18 protein-coding genes are annotated in these 19,169 nt (G+C 49.6%); 11 read left to right on the forward strand and 7 right to left on the reverse strand.

Going from position 1 to position 19,169, the window contains the following annotated elements; all coding sequences use genetic code 11:
- The 3 genes from ACP5D0_RS02960 to exbB form a co-directional block, all read right to left on the reverse strand.
- The coding region (locus ACP5D0_RS02960; protein ID WP_472364083.1) for a hypothetical protein at positions 1–283 on the reverse strand (283 nt) is incomplete at its 3' end.
- Entirely contained in the window at positions 276–674 is a 399-nt protein-coding gene (locus tag ACP5D0_RS02965) for an ExbD/TolR family protein (protein ID WP_472364084.1), read from the reverse strand. The genes ACP5D0_RS02965 and ACP5D0_RS02960, both read right to left, overlap by 8 nt.
- An 11-nt stretch (positions 675–685) precedes the next feature.
- Positions 686–1,123, reverse strand: a complete 438-nt coding sequence (exbB, locus tag ACP5D0_RS02970; protein WP_472364085.1) for a TonB-system energizer ExbB — start codon at positions 1,121–1,123, stop codon at positions 686–688.
- Between the two features lie 292 nt (positions 1,124–1,415).
- Here exbB and ACP5D0_RS02975 point away from each other — a divergent pair, with 292 nt between their 5' ends.
- Positions 1,416–2,420, forward strand: a complete 1,005-nt coding sequence (locus tag ACP5D0_RS02975; protein WP_472364086.1) for an MBL fold metallo-hydrolase — start codon at positions 1,416–1,418, stop codon at positions 2,418–2,420.
- 100 nt (positions 2,421–2,520) lie between these two features.
- Here the strand turns inward: ACP5D0_RS02975 and serB are convergent, their stop codons facing one another.
- Positions 2,521–3,354 (reverse strand): phosphoserine phosphatase SerB, encoded by an 834-nt coding sequence (gene serB, locus ACP5D0_RS02980; protein WP_472364101.1) that lies wholly within the window; start codon positions 3,352–3,354, stop codon positions 2,521–2,523.
- Positions 3,348–3,761, reverse strand: a complete 414-nt coding sequence (locus ACP5D0_RS02985; RefSeq protein WP_472364087.1) for an RDD family protein — start codon at positions 3,759–3,761, stop codon at positions 3,348–3,350. Before ACP5D0_RS02985 ends, serB begins: the two co-directional genes overlap by 7 nt.
- A 236-nt stretch (positions 3,762–3,997) precedes the next feature.
- On the opposite strand from ACP5D0_RS02985, the gene ACP5D0_RS02990 reads away from it, so the two are divergent.
- Positions 3,998–4,663, forward strand: coding sequence for an energy-coupling factor ABC transporter permease (locus ACP5D0_RS02990; protein WP_472364088.1), 666 nt, complete (start codon positions 3,998–4,000; stop codon positions 4,661–4,663).
- A 97-nt stretch (positions 4,664–4,760) separates the two neighbouring features.
- Here ACP5D0_RS02990 and ACP5D0_RS02995 read toward each other — a convergent pair whose 3' ends face one another.
- Positions 4,761–5,168 carry a hypothetical protein gene (locus ACP5D0_RS02995; RefSeq protein WP_472364089.1) on the reverse strand — a complete coding sequence of 136 codons (408 nt, stop codon included), beginning with the start codon at positions 5,166–5,168 and terminating at the stop codon, positions 4,761–4,763.
- Between the two features lie 455 nt (positions 5,169–5,623).
- Here ACP5D0_RS02995 and guaB point away from each other — a divergent pair, with 455 nt between their 5' ends.
- From guaB to htpG, 8 genes are all read left to right on the forward strand, one after another.
- Positions 5,624–7,084 carry an IMP dehydrogenase gene (gene guaB, locus ACP5D0_RS03000; protein WP_472364091.1) on the forward strand — a complete coding sequence of 487 codons (1,461 nt, stop codon included), beginning with the start codon at positions 5,624–5,626 and terminating at the stop codon, positions 7,082–7,084.
- 154 nt (positions 7,085–7,238) lie between these two features.
- Positions 7,239–8,834: a glutamine-hydrolyzing GMP synthase gene (gene guaA / locus ACP5D0_RS03005; protein ID WP_472364092.1), complete on the forward strand. Its 1,596-nt coding sequence runs from the start codon at positions 7,239–7,241 to the stop codon at positions 8,832–8,834.
- Positions 8,835–8,846: 12 nt separating this feature from the next.
- On the forward strand, positions 8,847–9,389 hold the full coding sequence (gene tadA / locus ACP5D0_RS03010; RefSeq protein ID WP_472364093.1) for a tRNA adenosine(34) deaminase TadA: 543 nt from the start codon (positions 8,847–8,849) through the stop codon (positions 9,387–9,389).
- Between the two features lie 88 nt (positions 9,390–9,477).
- Entirely contained in the window at positions 9,478–10,053 is a 576-nt protein-coding gene (cheD, locus tag ACP5D0_RS03015) for a chemoreceptor glutamine deamidase CheD (protein WP_472364094.1), read from the forward strand.
- Positions 10,054–10,063: 10 nt separating this feature from the next.
- Complete coding sequence (locus ACP5D0_RS03020) at positions 10,064–12,151, forward strand: chemotaxis protein CheA (RefSeq protein ID WP_472364095.1); 2,088 nt, start codon at positions 10,064–10,066, stop codon at positions 12,149–12,151.
- A gap of 140 nt (positions 12,152–12,291) precedes the next feature.
- A complete protein-coding gene (locus ACP5D0_RS03025) occupies positions 12,292–12,858 on the forward strand; it encodes a hypothetical protein (protein WP_472364096.1) in 567 nt (188 codons plus the stop codon).
- A 196-nt stretch (positions 12,859–13,054) separates the two neighbouring features.
- Positions 13,055–13,948, forward strand: a complete 894-nt coding sequence (locus ACP5D0_RS03030) for a hypothetical protein (protein WP_472364097.1) — start codon at positions 13,055–13,057, stop codon at positions 13,946–13,948.
- Between the two features lie 222 nt (positions 13,949–14,170).
- Positions 14,171–16,063, forward strand: coding sequence for a molecular chaperone HtpG (gene htpG / locus ACP5D0_RS03035; protein ID WP_472364098.1), 1,893 nt, complete (start codon positions 14,171–14,173; stop codon positions 16,061–16,063).
- Positions 16,064–16,187: 124 nt separating this feature from the next.
- On the opposite strand, the gene ACP5D0_RS03040 is transcribed toward htpG, so the two are convergent.
- Positions 16,188–17,189 carry a 2-hydroxyacid dehydrogenase gene (locus tag ACP5D0_RS03040; protein WP_472364099.1) on the reverse strand — a complete coding sequence of 334 codons (1,002 nt, stop codon included), beginning with the start codon at positions 17,187–17,189 and terminating at the stop codon, positions 16,188–16,190.
- Between the two features lie 175 nt (positions 17,190–17,364).
- Between ACP5D0_RS03040 and ACP5D0_RS03045 the strand changes: the two genes are divergently transcribed.
- The gene (locus ACP5D0_RS03045; RefSeq protein ID WP_472364100.1) at positions 17,365–18,957 is read left to right on the forward strand and encodes an ABC-F family ATPase; all 1,593 of its coding nucleotides are present in this window, start codon (positions 17,365–17,367) and stop codon (positions 18,955–18,957) included.
- Positions 18,958–19,169: the final 212 nt, after the last annotated feature.

Genomic DNA, 19,169 nt, shown 5'->3' on the forward strand with positions numbered 1-19,169 from the left:
CCGGCTTAGGTTCCGGCTTAGGTTCCGGCTTAGGTTCCGGCTTGGGTTCCGGCTTGGGTTCTGGCTTGGGTTCTGGCTTGGGTTCTGGCTTGGGTTCTGGCTTGGGTTCCGGCTTAGGTTCCGGTTTCGATTCGGGGGCTTTCTGAAACATTGCGGTGGTGACGGCGACCGGTTGCAGTTCAGCCGTTTTCGGAAGCGGTGCGGTGAGAGTTTTCCAGAGAAAGACCCCTATCAGGGTATAGAGCGTTAGGGTAATCAGAAACGCCTGGCGTGCGTTAGCCATGCGGTTGACCGGTTTGTTTTTGGGTGAGAATGTTGATATCGCTCAATTGGCGTTCTTTGAGCAGATCAATCAGTTGAGTGAAATAGCCGAAGTCTGTGTTTTGATCGACGCGGAGTTCAATCGGGTCATCCGGCCTGGCGGTTTTGAGTGCTTCGGCGATTTGCGACAAGGGCATGGGCTGATCGTTGAGAAAAAAACGATTGTCGGCATCAATGGCCAAGCGAAAGGCGACTTTTTCGGGCGGTGTGTAGGCTTCGGTTTGACGGGTTTCGGGCAGGTCGATACCGAGCTTGTCCTGCACAATAAAACTGGCTGAGGTTAGTACAATGGCCAGCAGCACCAGCATAACGTCGATCATGGGAATGACATTGATTTGGTCGAATCGCTTCATAGTGTGATTGCTCAGGACTGGGGGGATTGTTTTTGCCAGGCCTGGTATTCCAGTTCCAGCCGATCCACTTTACGCAGCAGTCCGTTGTAAATGATAATGCTGGGAATGGCCAGTGCTATGCCGCCAGCCGTGGCTTTGAGCGCCAGTGCCAGGCCGACCATGATTTGCCCCGTTTCAATTTGGTTGTTGAGCCCGAGGTCGTAAAAGGTGACCAGAATGCCCAATACGGTGCCGAGCAGACCGACATAAGGCGCGTTTGAACCGATGCTGGCAATGGTGGTGAGGTTGTGGGTGCTGGCGATTTTAAGGGCTTCCGGGCTGTCGTACTGCTGAAGATCCACGCGACGAAAGAACAGCTGGCGCTCAATGCTGAACCAGACCAGTATAAAGCTCATCAATCCAAGTAGGCCGAAAACGCAGATGTCGAGATAGGTTTTTAGAATTTCCATAATATTTGCTCAATGCCTGTCGCCAGATGGGGTATTTTGACTGGACATTATAACAGTATGAATGCGACCGTCGGTTGAGAATAACTTTGAGAAAGTTTGACTCTTGGATGCGATTGGATGATAAGAAGCCATCCAGCAGCGGTTGTGGTGGTGACAGATAAAAAACATCAATTGGCAGTCTGAAAGGGCTTGGATTATAATCCGGGCTAGTTTTTGGTGAAACTGAGCCAAGCCGATAAGGCTGATAAGAAATTTTAGGATAATGATTCAAAACGATAAAAGGATGAGTTTTATGAGTGCAATGGGACGACGCGACTTATTGAAGAATGCTTTGGGCATGACCGCCGGTTTGGTGGGGATGTCGGCTTTAAAGCCGCTTTACGCTGACGGTTTGGCTGAATTCAAAGGACCTGCGGTGCCGGATATTACGCCCGTGAAAGTGTCTGAGCGTTGTTACACCATTCCGGCATTGGGGGCTTACCCTACGCCGGATAACTTTGGCATGTTCAGTAACCCAGGGTTTATTGTGACCTCTGAAGGGGTTGTGGTGGTGGACACCGGCAGTTCCACGCAGATTGGTGAAATGGTCTTGCGTCAAATCAAAACGGTGACGGATAAGCCAGTGGTAAAGGTGATTAATACGCATTATCATGGCGATCACTGGTTGGGCAATCACCCGTTTGTGGCCGCCAATGCGGATGTTGAAATTTATGCGCATCCGGCGTGCCGTAAAGTGTTGAAGAACGGTGCGGATAAGTTTTGGTTTGATTTTATGCAGAACAATACTGATAACAAAATCACCGGTACAGTGATTACGCTTCCGAATAAATCGTTGGAAGGCGGTGAGGTGATCAAGATGGGTGACACCACTTTGAAAATTCATCACCTTGGACGCGTGCACACCGAATCCGATTTGGCGGTGGAAGTGACGGGAGACAAGTCGATGTATATGGGAGACATGGTGATGCGCCGCGTGGCCAACATGGAAGACGGCTCCTTCCAAGGCACCATTGATGCACTCTCAGTGATTGAGGAAATGCCGATTGAGCACTTTATTCCGATGCATGGTAAGCCAGAAGGGGTTCAGCTGATTAAAGACGGTAAGCAGTTTATGGAAATTATTTACACCAAATCGGGTGAATATTATGAAGAAGGCATGACCGACTTTGAAATGAAGCCGAAAATCATGGCGGAGCCCTTTATGAAAAACACCGCCAGTCAGTGGCCTGGGTATGAGTCCACCATTGGCAAGTTCATTGTAGCGGCGATTCAGGAATATGAGAAAAGCCTGTTTTAACGCGGGTTAAAATACAATCCGATGTCAATAAAAGCCCAATCGTCTTGTTCGATTGGGCTTTTTTTGTGATGGTTTTTTGGCCAGGTCTGGTGAAATCGGTTCAGGGGGTAGCAATAAAATCCAGCACCTTATCCAGTCCGCCATAGTTGATGGCGACGTCGGCTTGGGCTTGAACAGCGGGTTTGGCATGGTAGGCCACGCTGAGACCGGCTTGATGCATCATGTTTAAGTCATTGGCACCGTCTCCGACAGCAATGGTTTGCTCAGGGGTGATGGTCAGCTGTTGACACAGTTCATGCAGAAACTCAGCCTTGGCTTCCGCCCCCACGATATCGCCAACCACTTTGCCGGTTAAGCGGCCGTTTTCTTCTGCTAACACATTGGCGCGCGAAAAATCGAGTTGCAGCTTTGTTTTTAGGCGCTCGGTGAAAAAAGTGAAGCCGCCGGACACCAGCGCAAACGCGATTTGTCGAGCTTTGAGCCCTTTTAACCAGGCCTCGGCACCGGGGTTGAGGAAGAGACGTTCGTCGTAAACGCGCTCTAAGGCGGAGGTTTCCAGTCCGGCGAGTAAGGCGACGCGTTGGGTGAGTGAGGCGGCAAAATCGATTTCGCCGCGCATGGCCGCTTCGGTAATGGCGGCCACTTGCGGTTTGAGTGCCATCATATCGGCAATTTCATCCACACACTCAATGCCGATCAGTGTGGAGTCCATATCGCTGATCAGCAGCTTGACCTCGGCAGGGTCGAAGTGATCGGGAAAAATGTTTAAATCGATTTGCCATTTTTCAGAAAGGGCTTTTATCTTGTCTGTCTCGATGGCATCGGCTTGGATGCGAAAGTGGTTGTCTACTTTTTGCGGTGTACCGAAGCGACGGGTCAGTTCTTTGGTTTGTTCGTAAGAGAGAGCGTTTTCGTGGATGATCAAGGTCATGATTGGGTTTCCGGTTTTTCAATGGGGACTATTCTAGTCTGTGCGAGCCGATCCTGCAAAGTTTGCTTTTGGGTGCCGATAAAGAGGCCAATCCAGCCGATCGGAAACAGTAAAATCCCAGTGACAAATCGTAGATTGGCATTGTGGCGGGTCATGATGTAGCCGTCTTGCCGCAGAATTTGCAGGTGCCAGACGCGCAACCCGGGGGTCTGGCCGTTTTGCACCCAAAAATAACTGAGATAAATGTAGGTAATGGCCAGTAAGTAGGTTTGAAACGCCAATAGAGCAAACGGATCGCTTTCGAATCCAGCGCCCTGCCAGAGCACAAAGGGAATGGCGACGGCAAACCAAACACCGCACAAGAGTATAAAATCGTAGAAAAAGGCAAACAGAATTTTAAATGATTGCATAGGACGCTATTTTGACCCCAACTGGTTATGACAGGGTAAAATAATAGTCGATTGTCTGCAAGGTTTCACAGATTTTGACGGCTTCGGGAGCCGCATGCAACATTTTGTGTTATGGGTGCGTTATGATTGCATGATGGGGCACTCAGAGGGTTGTGCTTTGGGTTGTGCTTGGTGATGTGACGGCAGATGCGATTTGAAACAGGGTGGAAATGGTTGGAACAGTTAGAGGATGCGCTATGAATTATCAGGATGCGGGATTTTCATTGAGTTGGTTAATGGGTGGCGGGATTTTGAGCTTTCTGGCACTCTGGTGGGCATTGCGCACGGCGCCTTGGCATAAAATTCGGGATAAGGAGGCACAGCATGTGTTTCTGGGCATGGCGGTGATTTTGCTGCTGTTATGGAATTCCGGCGCGTCGTTAGGGGATGGCATTACGTTTCATTTGTTGTTAGTGGGGTTGGCCACGTTGATGTTCGGGGCGCAGTTTGCCCTTATTTGCGCGGTGATTGCCTTGCTTGGGGTGACGGCGTTAGGCCATGCGGGTTGGATGGCGTTTGGATTGAATCTGTTGCTGATGGCCGTGGTGCCGATATTGATTGTATGGTGGATTGCCATCTTGGCCTATCGGTATCTGGATCGTAATTTTTTTGTGTTTGTGCTTTTGAACGGTTTTTTTGCCGCGGGCGTCAGTACCGTGGTTGCGCTATTAATGTCGGCGGCGGTCATGGGGTTGAGTGGTGTGCACACCTTGGAAAATTTGCAATATTCCTTTTTGCCTTATATTCCGCTGATGGCCATTCCGGAAGGGTTTGTCAATGGGATGTTGATTTTGGCGTTGGTATTGATGAAGCCGCAATGGGTGAGCTGCTTTACCGATGAGCAGTATCTGCACGGTAAATAAGAACATTTATAAAAACCACCAAAAACACAAAAACCGCCAGGCATGGCGGTTTTCGAATTGTTTAAACGAAAGTCTAAACGGATGTTTAGCGATTTGCTTATTTATACCAGCCTGGCTTCAGGTCGGAATATTTCACTTCTTGATCTAATTCAGCATTGGCGGTTTTCAATGCTTCTTTGGCGTATTTCATCGCGGTCGCATCGTCGCCTTTTTTCTTCGCTTCTTCGGCCAAGGCAATGTAGTGGTCAACATAAGGTTTTTTCATTTTCTTTTGTTTCCAAACATAGTTGTTTTTGGCCGCTTGTGCGTGAATGGATGCCGCTTCGGCAATGATGTCATCGTAGGATGAAAGTGATTTTGTCTGACCAGTGCTTGAGCAGGCGCCCAAGGAAAGGGTTGCAACAACAGCGGCACTCACAAGTAGTTTTTTCATGTATATCCTCCAAGGTTTTGATAGTAAGCTTTTTGTAAGCTTTTTATTAAGAGCTCTTTGCGGGTAAAGCATGCAAAGGGCTCTGAGAGTTTGTTGACTCTGTGTAAGCCTGTCTTATTCTAATCACAAGTTTGCACGAATAAAAGCGAAAACGCGGTTTAAGCTGCGTTTTTTAACATTTTCCGTATGGGTGTATAACTTATTAAGTTTACCCTGACACTGTCAATCCTTATAATGTACACTACTCAGCTAAATTGCATTGGCTTAAACGGTTTCTGAAGCTTTTTTCTGCTTTAAGTGTATGAATTTCAATATGAAATCCTTTGGGTTTTGTTTTTCATAGCCTTTCCTAGGCTTACGCAGAAAATTCTAATTGCCCTATAAAAAGACCTTACGGGCGCGCTTGGCCGAATTCGGCGGGTGACTGACCAATGCAAAATTGAATTTAATGAGGTCATTGCGAAGTCGTTGCGTGAGCGCTTCGATTGCAATGGGCTTCACAATCGTTGATAGAAGGTGGAAGATTTATGCGCATCCTGCAAGAAGCTCTGACGTTTGATGACGTTTTACTGGTTCCCGCTCATTCGGAAGTGTTGCCGTCTGATGTGTCGCTTAAAACGCGCTTGACGCGGAATATCGAATTGAATATTCCATTTGTCTCCGCGGCGATGGACACGGTAACGGAGGCCAGACTGGCGATTTCGATGGCGCAGGAAGGCGGTATCGGTATTGTGCACAAAAATATGTCGGTCGCCGAACAGGCGCATGTGGTCACGAAGGTCAAAAAATACGAACACGGTGTGGTTTTGGAGCCGGTGACCGTGAACATTACCGATACCGTTGGCGCGGTTCTGCAAAAAACCAAAGAGAATCGTGTGTCTTCGGCACCGGTTATGGATGGGGATGAGTTGGTGGGCATTGTTACCAGCCGAGATTTACGTTATGTGGATGATATGTCGCAGCCAGTGACGAAAATCATGACACAGAAAGACCGCTTAGTCACGGTTAAGGAAAAAGAGAAGCGTGAAGTCGTGCTGGAACTTTTGCATGAGCATCGTTTGGAACGCTTGCTGGTGGTGGATGATCACTTTAAATTGAAAGGTATGATTACGGTAAAGGACATGGAAAAGTCCACCGAACACCCTTATGCCGCCAAGGATTCCAACGGACGTTTGCGCGTGGGTGCGGCGGTCGGTACCGGGGCGGACACCCCAGATCGTGTCGCGGCTTTGGTCAAAGCCGGTGTCGATGTGATTATTGTGGACACGGCGCACGGTCATTCCCAAGGGGTTTTGGATCGGGTTAAGTGGGTGAAAGACAATTTCCCGCAAATTGATGTGGTCGGCGGTAATATTGCGACGGCTGAAGCCGCAATGGATTTGATGAAAGCGGGCGCCGATGCCGTAAAAGTGGGGATTGGGCCTGGCTCCATTTGCACCACGCGAATTGTCGCCGGTGTCGGGGTGCCGCAGCTGTCGGCCATTGCCAATGTGGCGGAGGCGTTAAAAGGTTCGGGCGTGCCGATTATCGCGGACGGCGGCATTCGCTTTTCCGGTGATGTGGCCAAGGCGCTGGTCGCGGGCGCTTCTTCAGTGATGTTGGGCAGTATGTTTGCCGGAACCGAAGAGTCACCGGGCGAAGTGGAATACTATCAAGGGCGTGCTTACAAGTCCTATCGTGGAATGGGGTCGCTGGGTGCCATGTCGCAAAAACAGGGCTCGTCGGATCGTTACTTTCAATCCTCCAATGCGGCGGATAAACTGGTGCCGGAAGGCATTGAAGGGCGTGTCGCTTATAAAGGCCCTTTGGCTCCGATTATTCACCAGTTGGTCGGCGGTATTCGATCCAGTATGGGGTACACCGGTTGCCGTGATATTTCGGAATTTAATATCAAGCCGTGCTTTGTGCGTGTGACCGGAGCCGGTATGACTGAAAGCCATGTGCATGATGTGACGATTACCAAAGAAGCGCCGAACTATCGCGTGTAAATGCCTGCTTCAGTTGAAATGAAACTTAAAAACCGCCCCCGTGCTTGAACTCGGGGTCGGTTGGGTTCAAACGAGCTGGATGGCCTGGAATGGTGCACCGAAAACCTCACTTTAGACCTCTCTTTAGACTTCTTTTACGTTGGATACCCCTGAAATGATCTCTGAAACACAATCGCAGAACAATATTCATCAAGACCGGATTTTAATCTTGGATTTCGGTTCTCAATACACTCAGTTGATTGCACGCCGTATTCGTGAAATTGGTGTCTATTGTGAGGTGGAACCCTGGGATGTCGAGGCAAAGCGCATTGCCGCTTTTGGAGCCAAAGGGGTGATTTTATCCGGTGGTCCGGAAACCGTTACGGGCGATGATGCGCCGGTGGCACCGTCATCCGTGTTTGATTTGGGTGTGCCTATTTTGGGCATCTGTTATGGCATGCAAGCCATGGCGGAGCAGTTGGGCGGCAAAGTCATTCATGCGGATGAACACGAATATGGCTATGCCCAAGTGCGTGCGCATGGACACACTGATTTGCTCAAAGACATTGAGGACCATGTGACGTCGGAAGGGCATGGCATGCTGGATGTTTGGATGTCCCACGGTGATCGTGTCGATGTCATGCCAGAAGGGTTTAAGCTGATGGCATCCACACCCAATTGCCCCGTCGCAGGCATGGCCAATGAAGGCAAACGCTTCTATGGTATCCAGTTTCACCCCGAGGTCACTCATACCTTGCAGGGGCAACGCATTATTGAACGTTTTGTGGTCACTCTATGCGGCTGTGAGACCCTCTGGACAACGGATAATATTATTGACGACAGTGTGGCTCGTATTCGTGAGCAGGTCGGTGACGATGAGGTGTTATTGGGGCTGTCCGGTGGTGTGGATTCATCAGTGGTGGCCGCGCTACTCCATAAAGCGATTGGGGATCAGCTAACCTGCGTGTTTGTGGATCATGGTTTATTGCGCTATCAGGAAGGCGATCAGGTCATGGCGATGTTTGCCGACAATATGGGGATTAAAGTCATTCGTGTCGATGCGGAAGATTATTTTATGGCCGCTTTGCAAGGTGAGGCGGATCCTGAAAAGAAACGTAAAATTATCGGTCATGCCTTTATTGAAATGTTTGATCGTGAGGCCGCGAAACTCACCCGTGTTAAATGGTTGGCTCAGGGCACGATCTATCCTGATGTGATTGAGTCGGCTGGCTCTAAAACCGGTAAAGCTAAGGTGATTAAATCGCACCATAATGTCGGTGGTTTGCCGGAGGACATGAAGTTGTCTCTGTTGGAGCCGTTGCGTGAGCTGTTTAAGGATGAGGTGCGCAAATTGGGTGTAGCACTGGGGCTGCCATTTGATATGGTGTATCGTCATCCTTTCCCAGGGCCAGGCCTGGGCGTTCGCATTCTCGGGGAAGTGAAAAAGGAATACGCCGATATTTTACGATTGGCGGATCACATTTTTATTACCGAATTGCGTGCGGCCGGTTTGTACGATAAAACCTCCCAAGCGTTTACGGTGTTTTTGCCGGTCAAGTCCGTTGGTGTGGTCGGTGATGCGCGTCGCTACGACTATGTGGTGGCGTTACGTGCGGTGGAAACCATCGACTTTATGACCGCACGCTGGGCGCATTTGCCGTATGACTTTCTGGAAAAAGTGTCTAACCGTATCATTAATGAAATTCCACGTATAACGCGGGTGACTTATGATATTTCCAGCAAGCCGCCCGCCACCATCGAGTGGGAATAATCGGCGGCGTTCATGACCGGTTTCGATTCTCTGTCGCCAGAGGAGCAGGATGTTTTTTGGATGCGGCACGCCCTGATGTTGGCTGAACGTGCCGAGCAGGAGGGAGAAGTGCCGGTCGGTGCGGTGCTGGTGCATGAAAATCAACTGGTGGCCGAAGGTTGGAATCAAACCATTCAATCGCACGATCCCACGGCGCATGCCGAAGTGGTGGCGCTTCGCAAAGCTGGCCAGGCCTGGCAGAATTATCGTTTGGTTGATTTTACGCTCTATGTCACGCTGGAACCCTGTCCGATGTGTGCCAGTGCGCTAGTGCATGCGCGGATTCAACGACTGGTGTTTGCCGCCGCCGACCCGCGTACCGGTTCGGCCGGTTCCCGAATGAATCTAGTCGAACATCCGCATCTCAATCATCAGTTAAACGTAACCTCGGGCGTCCTGGCCGAAGAGGCGGGTGAACGGCTCAGTGCCTTTTTCCGCCAACGCCGTGCTGCACAAAAGCAGGCGCGGCAAAAAGCGCAAAATATTGCAACTAAAACTTGCCTGTCTTTAGAATAAATGCGAGTATTACGTTTATTATTTTGATAACACTTGAGCGGGCATACAGTGCCCAAACTTGATTTGATAGACGGATTTAACTCAACCTATGCAAAAAAGCGTCGATCCAGCCGAGGGCATCACGACTTATAAAATTTTACCGGGTGAATTCTATGTTACCTGCGCCAATGAACGCATCGAAACCGTATTGGGATCGTGCATTTCCGCTTGTGTCCGCGATCCAGTGACCGGTGTGGGCGGCATGAACCACTTTATGCTGCCGATGGATAAAAACGCCACTGGCGCTTCCGAACTGTCCGACGCCAACCGATATGGCAACTATGCGATGGAAAATTTAGTCAATGCGTTGCTGCACTTGGGCGCCAAGCGCGATCGGTTGGAATTCAAATTATTCGGTGGTGGACGCATTATGAGTTCCACCACCAATATCGGTTGGTACAATATTGGCTTTGCGTTTGACTACATCTACACCGAGGGGTACAAAATCGTGTCCCAGGATATTGGAGATGTGTTCCCGCGCAAGGTGCTTTATTACCCCAGCACGGGGCGGGTGCGTGTCAGACGACTGAATGCCATGCACAATCAAACGCTGGCGGCTGAAGAAAGTCGCTACATTAGTAATATTGGATCGAAGCCTGTTGAAGGTGACGTAGAACTGTTCTGAGGAAACCGCTATGGACATGATGGAAACGTTTCGCCAAACCTACCTGGAAGAGAGTTTTGAAGGGTTGGATGTGATGGAAACCGGCTTGCTGGATTTGGCACCCGGCAAACCGGACACGGATAAAATCAATGAAATCTTCCGAGCGGCCCACTCGATCAAGGGCGGGAGCGGTACTTTCGGGTTTAATGAAATCATCGACTTTACCCACGTTCTGGAAACCCTGTTGGATGAAATGCGGGACGGTCGCCGTGATGTGACGCAGCATGCGACCGATACCATGTTGCAGGCCGTGGATGTGCTTCGCGACATGATGACGCGTTTGCAAAATCACGAAGAAATTGATGATGAAAAAGCCTCTGAGGTGCAACAGGCACTGGAAGCCATTTTGAGTGATTCCGATGATGCCGTAAACAACGGTGCCCAACCCGTCGCAGCGGATACCCCCGCCGAAGCGGCCTCTACAGGCTCGAACGGCGCTTGGCGTATTGAAGTGATTCCGGAAAAAGAATTGCTGCAAACCGGGAATGAACCGATTCGTATTTTCCGAGAGTTGGAATCGCTCGGCACGGTTGAGGTCACAGTGGATGACAGTCAGTTACCTCAAGATCCTGCCGCGCTGAACCCAGAAGAATTGTTTTTGAAATGGCAATTGGTTCTCACCGGTGATGGTCTTCAGGAAGCGGACGTCAAAGAAGTGTTTGAGTGGATTGACGGAGACGGTGCCGATGTGAATATCACACCGCCACCAAAACCGGAAGCCCCCGCCGCGGCACCTGCGGCCGAAGCGGCACCGGTTGCCGCGGCCGCACCGCAAGCGGTCAAGGAACCTGCCGCACCGGCGAAGGCGGAAAAGAAACCGGCGGCGAAAAAAGCGTCGGCTCCGGCTCCGAAACAAGACAGTTCCATACGCGTGGATCTTAGCAAAATCGATCAACTGGTAAACTTGGTGGGCGAATTGGTGATTACCCAGTCGATGCTCAGCCAGTTTGGCGAACAGGCCGAACAAAATGAAGGCGGCTCTTCGGATTGGGTGGACAAGTTGCGTGAAGGCCTGACGCACCTTGAAAGACACACACGCGACTTGCAGGAAAGTGTGATGAATATCCGTATGTTGCCGGTGAGTTTTGCCTTCAATCGTATGCCGCGCATCGTGCATGACGTCAGTCAGAAACTGGGCAAGAAGATTGATTTGGTGATGGAGGGTGAAGGCACCGAACTGGATAAAACCATGCTGGAAGCCTTGACGGATCCATTGGTGCACATTGTTCGTAACTCCATCGATCATGGTGTTGAAGCGCCGGATGTTCGACTGGCTGCCGGTAAGCCGGAAACCGGTATTGTAAAAATGGCGGCCTTTCATCAGGGCGGCAATATTCTGATACAGATTACCGATGACGGTGCCGGTATCAATGCCGATCGCATTCGTCAGAAAGCCATTGAAAAAGGCGTCATTGACGAAGACATCAAAATGAGCGATGAGGAAATCATTGATTTGATTTTCCACCCGGGCTTCTCAACGGCGGACGTGGTCAGTGACGTTTCTGGTCGTGGCGTCGGCATGGACGTGGTGCGTCGAAACATTCGTGGCCTTGGCGGTTCGGTGGAAGTTAAAACCGAGGTGGGTAAAGGCAGTATCTTTACCATACGTTTGCCGTTGACGCTGGCCATTCTGGATGGGCAACTCGCCAAAGTCGGATCGGAAACCTATGTCTTCCCTCTGGTGTCGATTGTGGAATCCATTCAGGTCGATAAATCCTTGGTCAAAGGCATTGCTGGACAGACGGAGCTTTACAAATTGCGTGACAGTTACATTCCGGTCATTCGTCTGCACCATAAGCTGGGCATCTCCGATGCACGAACCGATCTGGAAGAAGGCTTGCTGGTTGTGGTGGAAGACGGCGGTCACCGCGCCGGTATTTTTGTTGATGATTTGCTGGGACAGCAGCAGGTGGTGATTAAAAGCTTGGAAAGCAATTTTATGAAAATCAGCAGCATTGCCGGTGCCACGATTCTTGGGGACGGTACTGTGTCATTGATTCTGGATGTAACGGAAACCCTATCCAGTCACAAAGGTGGCTTACACGGTTCCGCCGCCTGATGACGTCGGTGATTCAACCCGAAAGTAACTATTCGGGGTAAGAAGCGCTGTAGATTTTTTTGCAGCAGTTGGTGTCAACCACAAACGGTTCAAGCCGTGAAATGAGGCAGGGAGCCTCAGATTATAGACCAGAGGAAGTTATGTCATTTGCATTAGGTGCTAAGGAAGTGCAGGAAACCATTATGGTTTTAAATTTGTCGGTGGCTCAGATTGAGTTATCGATTACCGACGGGGATAATTCGGTAAACACCTTGATCGACTCCTTTTCATTTATGTCACAGCACATAGAAGGTATTGAGCGTTCCAGCCAGAAGATTGCCGAAATGTCCACGGATGTGGCTGGCATTGAGGAGCATAATCAGTCGTTATTAACGCAGACGGGCGATTTGGCGACTAAAATGCAACAGGCCATTATCGCCTTTCAGTTTTACGATAAACTCAGTCAGCGACTGAACCATGTTTCCCATGGTTTGTCAGGCCTGGCGGAAATCGTTTCGCATGAAATGCATGCCAAAGATCAAGCTCAGTGGGAGGCGTTCAAATCCGATGTGCGTAAAGGCACCACCATGCGCGAAGAAGAAGAGTTGTTCGAATTGATTTTTGATCAGGAAATGCCGGCTATGGAAGCCATTGAAATTATGAAAGGGCGCATGCGTACTCGTATGACGGAAGCCGAACAGGATGATGAGGAAATCGAATTTTTTTAATTCTCAGAGTGTGCTTCAAAATACTTTTCGAAAAGCGTCATTAAGACGCTTTTTTTATGGCTGACACAGCTTGACCTTGCAGAGCATATTAGTATTTTATCCTTTTCTTAATTTGACCATTAAAAAATTGAATTTCGCTTTTCTCAAAAAATTGATAACAATGAGCTCTCCTTATAAATACTGAAATGGAAGGCTCATGAAATTTAAATCTCTTTTGTTAACAGCATCCTTGATGCTGTCCATGCTGGTGTCAGCGACCACGGCGATGGCCAGCGGTTACATGCCGTTTATTCTTGGCTCCACTTCAAGCGACAGCCTGGCGGTGGCGGTGGATAAAACTAAAAAATCCCTGACAGCCAATGGTTTTGAGGTGGTGGGACACTATCAGCCCAACGGTGACAGCGAAGTGCTGGTGGTGACCAATACCGCGCTGAAAACACTGGCCGGTTTGTCCACAAACGGCGGTTTCGGTGCCATGGAACGTGTCTCAGTGGTTAAGCGTGGCGACAAGGTGGAAGTGGCTTACACCAACCCAACTTATATGTGGAATGTGTATCGTATGAAAGGGGATATTCAACCCGTTCAGGCCGCTATGGAAAAAGCGCTTGGCAAGGAAAAAGCGTTTGGCGCGGATAAGCCGCTGACCGCAGGCGAGTTGCGTGAGTATCATTATAAATTCATGATGCCGTATTTTGACGATGTGGACGAAATTCAGTCCTTTGATTCTTATCAGGAAGGGGTGAATACCATAGAAGCTGGATTAAAAGCGGGGCGTGGCGGTGCCACCCAAGTGTATCGCATTGACATCCCAGGCAAGCAGATGACGGTGTTCGGTGTCGCGTTATCTCAAACGGAAGGCTCGGATAAAAACATTCTGGCGCAAATTGACGGGGCAGGCCACTCACATGCGGCGCACTTGCCTTATGAAGTGTTGGTGAACGGTGATAAGGCACTGGCGTTAAATGGGAAATTCCGCATTGCCATTAACTGGCCGAGCTTGTCAATGATGGGTTCTGGCAGCTTTATGTCGATTGCCAATGCACCGGATGGTATTATGCAGTCCCTGGAAATTGTGGCCGGTGCCGACTAATCTTAGCCCATCAGCAACGGTAGGTTTACAAAAAAGCGCTCTTTGAGCGCTTTTTTTATGGGCGAAACCTGCCGTGAAAAAAAACGCTGACAAAGCTTGAATTTCACCAGGCCTGGCACCATTAAACGAATACTTTTGTCGTTTCGTGAGAAACACGGTGATTTAATCCATAGCGAGGGCTTGACACCAAGTCCTCAGTAGAAATGAAGGAGAAGCATTCCAATGAGCCATACGGAAACTCATGCGTTCCAAACTGAAGTTAATCAGTTGCTGAAGCTGATGATTCACGCCTTGTACAGTAATAAAGAAATTTTTTTAAGAGAGTTGGTCTCCAATGCCTCCGATGCCCTGGACAAACTGCGTTTCGAGTCGGTTTCCAACGATAGCTTATCCGAAGGCGAATCCGAGCTGGCGATTCAGGTCGGCTTCGACAAAGAAGCGCGTACCCTATCCATTATCGATAATGGGATTGGCATGACGCGTGATGAAGTCATCGCCAATATCGGCACCATCGCTAATTCCGGTACCAAAAAATTCCTGGAAACCCTCACTGGGGATCAAGCCAAAGACAGCCACTTGATCGGGCAGTTTGGGGTTGGTTTCTATTCGTCGTTTATCGTGGCGGACAAGGTGACGCTGATTACCCGCAAAGCAGGGGACGATAAGACGGAAGGCACGCGCTGGGAGTCTAATGGTGAAGGCGAGTACACGCTGGAAACGGTTGAAAAAGAGGCCAAAGGTACTGAAATTATCTTGCATCTTAAAGAAGACATGGATGAGTTTCTCGATGACTTCCGCCTGAAAAACATCATTACCACCTATTCGGATCACATTAACTTCCCGATTAAAATGTGGAAAGCCGAGACAGATGACGAAGGCAAGGAAACCGGTGAGAAAACCCTTGAGCAGGTCAATAAGGCCACCGCGCTGTGGACACAGCCCAAATCGGAACTGAGCGATGAAGAGTACAACAGCTTCTATCAGACCTTGTCGCACGACTTTGAAAATCCATTGGCGCACATCCACAATAAAGTGGAAGGCACTTTAGAATACACCTCTTTGTTGTATATCCCGAAACGCGCGCCGTTTGATTTGTACGACCGTGATCGCCGCTATGGTTTGAAGTTGTATGTGAAACGCGTGTTTATTATGGACGACGCCGAGCATTTAATGCCGGCGTATCTGCGCTTTGTACGCGGTGTGATTGATTCCAATGACCTGCCATTAAATGTGTCGCGAGAAATTCTGCAAAGCAACCGAGTGGTGGACAAAATTCGTTCCGCTTCCGTGAAGCGTGTACTGGATCAGTTGGACAAGCTGGCCAAGGCCGATGACAAGACCGATTATGAAACCTTCTGGGATCAGTTCGGTAATGTGATGAAAGAAGGGATGATCGAAGATTTCGCCAATCGCGAAAAAATTGCCAAGTTGCTGCGCTTCTCCTCAACACACGAATCGTCCGGTCCGACACAGCGGGTATCGTTACAGGATTACGTGGATCGTATGACTGAAGGGCAGGAGGCGATTTACTACATTACCGCCGAAACCTTTGCGGCGGCTTCCGGCAGCCCGCATTTGGAAATGTTCCGCAAAAAAGGCATTGAAGTGCTGCTGATGACGGATCGCATTGACGAATGGTTGGTGTCGCACTTAACCGAATTTGAAGGCAAGCCGCTGAAATCGGTGACTGCAGCGGACTTGAAAGAATTCGAAGACGAAGCCGAAAAGGATTTGTCGGAAGAAGACAAGAAAGCGCGCGAAGTTTTAACCGAAAAAGTCAAAAATGCGATTGAAGACGCGGTTTCCGATGTCAAAATCACCCATCGACTGACGGATTCACCGGCCTGTGTGGTGCCCGCAGATGGCGATGTGTCGGCACACATGGCGCGAATGCTGGAGCAGATGGGGCAGGCGATGCCGAAACAGAAGCCGGTGCTGGAGTTGAACCCAGATCATGCTTTGGTGAAAAAACTGGAGACACTGGAAGACGCGGGCAAAGTGAAAGAGTGGTCTCTGTTCCTACTGGAGCAAGCGCAGTTGGCAGAAGGCGATCACTTGGAAAACCCGGCGGAATTTATTAAGCGCATGAATGCGTTGTTGAGTGAAGTCATCTGAACGCTTAAACAATCGTTTAATTGAAGCACAAGAAAGCAAAAGCCCCTGACCGCTGATGGCGATCGGGGGCTTTTTTTTGACCCGGCATCAAGCCGGGTCGTTTGCCACTGACGCTTTGCGGTGGTTAGATTTCACACAGTACGCAGCGACTCTGGTTAATGTCATTGCGCTCGAAATCGCGCAGATTCTCCAGCGTGGTGTGACCGATATTGTCCAATGCCTCAGCGGTGTAGTAGGCTTGGTGGGCGGTAATCAACACATTCGGCAAGGTGACGAGGCGCTCAAAGGTATCGTCGTGAATGATTTCATCGGAATGATCTTCAAAAAACAAGTTTTCTTCCTGTTCATAGACATCAATGCCGAGATAACCGATTTTGCCGGTTTTGACACTTTTCACCAAGGCATCGGCATCCATCAAAGCGCCACGGCTGGTGTTGATGAGCATAACGCCATCTTTCATTTTCGCCAGTGAATCATCGCCGATTAAATGGTGGGTTTCCGGCATAAGCGGCACATGCAGGGTAATGATGTCGCTGTTACGATAAAGTTCGTCCAAAGCGACGTATTCAGCACCGTATTCTTCCGCCTGTTGATTCGGGAAAGGGTCGTAGGTGAGGACATTCAAGCCCAAACCCGTCAGGATGCGGGTCATTTCCAAGCCGATGCGTCCTGTGCCAATGACACCGGCGGTTTTCTGAAACATATCGAATCCGAGCAAGCCTTCCAGCATGAAATTGCCGTCGCGCACACGGTTGTAGGCACGATAGGTTTTGCGATTCAAGCTCATCATTAAGGCCAGGGCGTGTTCGGCCACCGCCATGGGGGAATAAGCGGGCACGCGCAACACCGTCATATCGTGGTCATGCGCCGCTTTGCGATCCACATTGTTAAAGCCTGCACAGCGCAATGCAATGAGACGCGTGCCGCCAGCGGCCAACTGTTCAATCACCGGACGCGATAGGGTGTCGTTGACAAAGACGCAAACGGCCTCATAGTCTTGTGCCAAAGGGGCGGTTTTTTCGGTTAGATGTACATCGAAATAGTCCAGCGACACAGTGTAGTCCGGTGCCAGCTTATCAAATAACGCTTTGTCGGTTTTGGTGGTACTGAAAAAAGCAACGTTCATAGCAGGGGTTCCATTCGAGTGACTGTTTCACTATGGTACAAGGGCTCAGTTGGCTGTCAAGTGACAAACGTATGAATCCGCATGTATTGTGACTTTTGAAGGTGTCGTTTTGGCTGGTTTTATGCCACAATAACGCTTCATTTTTCCTAACCCGAATGTTTCAGAAGGAACCGTTTTGATCTCCACCGCGAATATCACCATGCAGTTCGGCGAGAAGCCGCTATTTGAAAACCTCAATGTTAAGTTCGGCGATGGTAACCGTTACGGGTTAATTGGCGCGAACGGTTGCGGTAAATCCACTTTTATGAAAATTCTGGGCGGTGATCTCGAACCCACTAGTGGCACGGTGATGCTGGATCCGAACGAAACACTTGGCAAGTTGCGTCAGGATCAGTTTGCCTATGAGGCGTTCAGCGTGATTGATACCGTTATTATGGGCGATGCGCCTTTGTGGCAAGTGAAGCAAGAGCGTGACCGTATCTATAGCCTGCCAGAAATGTCGGAAGAAGATGGCCTGAAGGTGGCGGATCTGGAGGTGGCGTTTGGTGAGATGAATGGTTACACCGCTGAATCCCGCGCCGGTGAGTTGTTGCTGGGATTGGAAATTCCAGTGGAACAGCATTTCGGTCCCATGTCGGAAATTGCGCCGGGCTGGAAGCTGCGGGTTTTGCTGGCGCAGGCCTTGTTTGCCAACCCGGATATTTTGCTGCTGGACGAGCCGACCAACAACCTCGACATCAATACCATCCGCTGGCTGGAAGGGGTGTTGAACGAGCGTAAAAGCACCATGATTATTATTTCGCATGACCGTCATTTTTTGAATTCCGTCTGCACCCATATGGCGGATCTGGATTATGGCGAATTGCGTATCTATCCGGGAAATTACGATCAGTATATGTTTGCCTCAACGCAGGCGCGAGAGCGTTTGCTGGCTGACAACGCCAAGAAAAAAGCGCAGATTAACGAGTTAAAATCTTTTGTTAGCCGCTTTTCCGCCAATGCCTCCAAGGCCAAACAGGCTACTTCTCGCCAAAAGCAGATTGAAAAAATTGAATTGGCCGAAGTGAAGCCCTCCAGTCGTGTGAATCCATTTATCCGATTCGAACAGGATAAAAAATTATTTCGTCTGGCGTTGGAAGTGGAACATTTGAGCAAGTCCTACGAGTCGCTGACGATTTTTAAAGACCTGAATCTGATGCTGGAAGCGGGCGAAAAGCTGGCAGTGATCGGCCCGAATGGAATTGGTAAAACAACGTTTTTAAAAATGCTGGTGGGGGACGTACAACCCAATTCAGGTCGGGTGAAATGGTCGGAAAACAGTGACATCGGCTATTACGCTCAGGATCATGCCCATGAGTTTGAAACGGATAGCCATCTGCTGGATTGGATGTCGCAATGGAAAGCCCCAGAAGATGATGAACAAGCGGTTCGCGCCGTGTTAGGCAAAATGCTGTTTTCACAAAAGGAAATCGACAAGTCGGTCAAGGTGCTGTCCGGTGGGGAGCAAGGGCGGATGCTGTTCGGTAAACTGATGCTGCAGAAACCGAATATTCTGATTATGGACGAACCGACCAACCATTTGGACATGGAATCCATCGAATCTCTGAACCAAGCCTTGGAAGAGTTTGACGGCACCGTGATTTTTGTGTCTCATGACCGCGAATTCGTCTCGTCGTTGGCCACGCGGTTGTTAGTGATGACGGAACAGGGCGTGGAAGTCTATCACGGCGATTACGAGTCGTATCTGGCGGAGCAGGCACAAAGCTAAGGCCTTTCGGTTTCAGGGAATCTCTGATGGATTCAGAAATTCGCTGCACTCTGTTTTGACGGAGTGGTTTTAATGCGCGCCGCACGCTATAAAAAACGGCATAAAAAAAACCGCTCATTCGAAGCGGTTTTTTTTATGGGCGCTGAGGTTTTCGCCGTTGCGTGCCTTACTTTTTATTAACCGGTTTTGGCGGATATTGCGCCAGCAGTTTC

It is taken from the genome of Hydrogenovibrio sp., from assembly GCF_049975065.1.
GTDB lineage: Bacteria > Pseudomonadota > Gammaproteobacteria > Thiomicrospirales > Thiomicrospiraceae > Hydrogenovibrio.